2 protein-coding genes are annotated in these 2,124 nt (G+C 68.3%); both read left to right on the top strand.

Features of this window, described 5'->3' with window-relative positions:
* Window positions 1-24: 24 nt before the first annotated feature.
* Window positions 25-954 (top strand): ubiquinol oxidase subunit II, encoded by a 930-nt coding sequence (cyoA, locus tag AX737_RS14225; RefSeq protein WP_082773045.1) that lies wholly within the window; start codon window positions 25-27, stop codon window positions 952-954.
* The coding region (locus tag AX737_RS14220) for a cbb3-type cytochrome c oxidase subunit I (protein WP_197430580.1) at window positions 954-2,124 on the top strand (1,171 nt) is incomplete at its 3' end. The genes cyoA and AX737_RS14220, both read left to right, overlap by 1 nt.

Genomic DNA, 2,124 nt, shown 5'->3' with positions numbered 1-2,124 from the left:
GGGATCAGGGGAAAAGGTCTGCGGATGAGGGGGGACGCACCGGCCTGGGCCGGACTTCCGAGCCGGGGCCGGAGGCCGGCCGCGCTCGGATCGACGCTAGGCCTCGCCCTCTGCCTCTCCGGCTGCGCCGGCGTGCTCGATCCGCAGGGGCCGATCGGCCTGCAGCAGCGCACCATCCTGCTCAACGCCACCGCGGTGATGCTGGCCATCGTCGTGCCGGTCATCCTGGCCACGCTCGCCTTCGCATGGTGGTTCCGCAGCCGGAACGCGCGCGCCCGATACAGGCCGGACTGGTCCTACTCGGGCCGCATCGAGTTCATGGTCTGGTCGATCCCCGCCCTCGTCATCCTGTTCCTCGGCGGCATGACCTGGGTCGCAACCCACGACCTCGATCCCGCCCGCCCGCTCGCCGCCCCGCGAAAGCCCCTCGCGGTCGAGGTCGTCTCGCTCGATTGGAAGTGGCTGTTCCTCTACCCCGAGCAGGGCATCGCGACGGTCAACCGCCTCGTGGTCCCGGCCGGCACGCCGCTGAGCTTCCGCCTCACCTCGGCCAGCGTGATGAACTCCTTCTTCGTGCCCCAGCTCGGCAGCCAGATCTACACCATGGCGGGCATGGAGACCCGCCTCCACCTGCAGGCGGACCGCCCGGGAACCTATCGGGGCCTCTCGGCCCAGTTCAGCGGCGGCGGCTTCTCGGGCATGCACTTCGACGTCCTCGCCCAGGAGCCCGCCGCCTTCGAGGCCTGGGTCGCCGGCGTCCGGGCCGGGGACGGCAGGCTCGACCGCGCGGGCTACGAGGCCCTGGCCAAGCCCAGCCAGGCGGAGCCGCCGCGCACGTTCGCGAGCGTCGCGCCGAACCTGTTCGATCAGGTCCTGAAGACGTGGATGTCCCGGTCCGCCGCCCTGCTCTGCGCGCCGCCGCGCCAGGCCGCGGACCTGCGCGGAGACAAGTGATGCTCGGCAAGCTGTCCTGGAGCGCGCTGCCGCTCGGCCAACCGATCCCCCTCTTCGCGGGCGGCTTCGTCGTCGTCGTGATCCTCGGCGTCCTGGCGCTCGTGACCCTGAAGGGCTGGTGGCCCTATCTGTGGCGCGAGTGGATCACCAGCGTCGATCACAAGCGGATCGGCGTGATGTACGTGCTCCTCGCCCTGGTGATGCTGCTGCGCGGCTTCACCGACGCGATCATGATGCGCTCGCAGCTCGCGCTGGCGACGGGGGGCGCGCCCGGCTACCTGCCGCCCGAGCACTACGACCAGATCTTCTCCGCCCACGGCGTGATCATGATCTTCTTCGTGGCCATGACCTTCACCATCGGGCTGATGAACTTCGTGCTGCCGCTCCAGCTCGGGGTGCGGGACGTCGCCTTCCCGACGCTCAACTCGGTCGGCTTCTGGCTGACGGCCTCGGGCGTCCTGCTCGTCAACATGTCGCTCGTGATCGGCGCGTTCGCCCGGACCGGCTGGCTCGCCTACCCGCCGCTCTCCGAACTCGCCTACTCGCCGGATGTCGGGGTCGACTACTACCTCGTCGCGCTGCAGATCTCGGGCGTCGGCACGCTCCTGTCGGGCATCAACCTCACCACCACGATCCTCAAGCTGCGCGCGCCCGGCATGGGCTACAGCCGGATGCCCGTGTTCTGCTGGACCGCGCTCGCCTCGAACCTGCTCATCGTCGCAGCCTTCCCGATCCTCACCGCCACCCTCGGGATGCTGATGCTGGACCGCTATCTCGGCTTCCACTTCTTCACCAACGACGGCGGCGGCAACCCGATGATGTACATCAACCTCATCTGGGCCTGGGGACATCCGGAGGTCTACATCCTGATCCTGCCGGCCTTCGGCGTGTTCTCCGAGATCATCGCCACGTTCTCGGGCAAGCCCCTGTTCGGCTACAGATCGATGGTCATGGCCACCATGGGCATCTGCATCCTCTCCTTCATGGTCTGGCTGCACCACTTCTTCACCATGGGCGCGGGCGCCGACGTGAACGCGTTCTTCGGCATCACCACGATGATCATCGCGGTGCCGACCGGCGTGAAGGTCTTCAACTGGCTGTTCACGCTCTATGGCGGGCGCATCCGCTTCGAGGTGCCGATGCTGTGGGCCCTGGGCTTCATGGTGACCT

Source organism: Methylobacterium sp. CCH5-D2, from assembly GCF_001556475.1.
GTDB lineage: Bacteria > Pseudomonadota > Alphaproteobacteria > Rhizobiales > Beijerinckiaceae > Methylobacterium > Methylobacterium hispanicum.
Note: the sequence above shows the minus strand (reverse complement) of the source record. Positions and strands in the feature narration are given on the sequence as shown.

Coding starts and splice junctions, on each gene's coding strand:
- cyoA (WP_082773045.1), top strand. CDS start 25: ATGAGGGGGGACGCACCGGCCTGGGCCGGACTTCCGAGCCGGGGCCGG.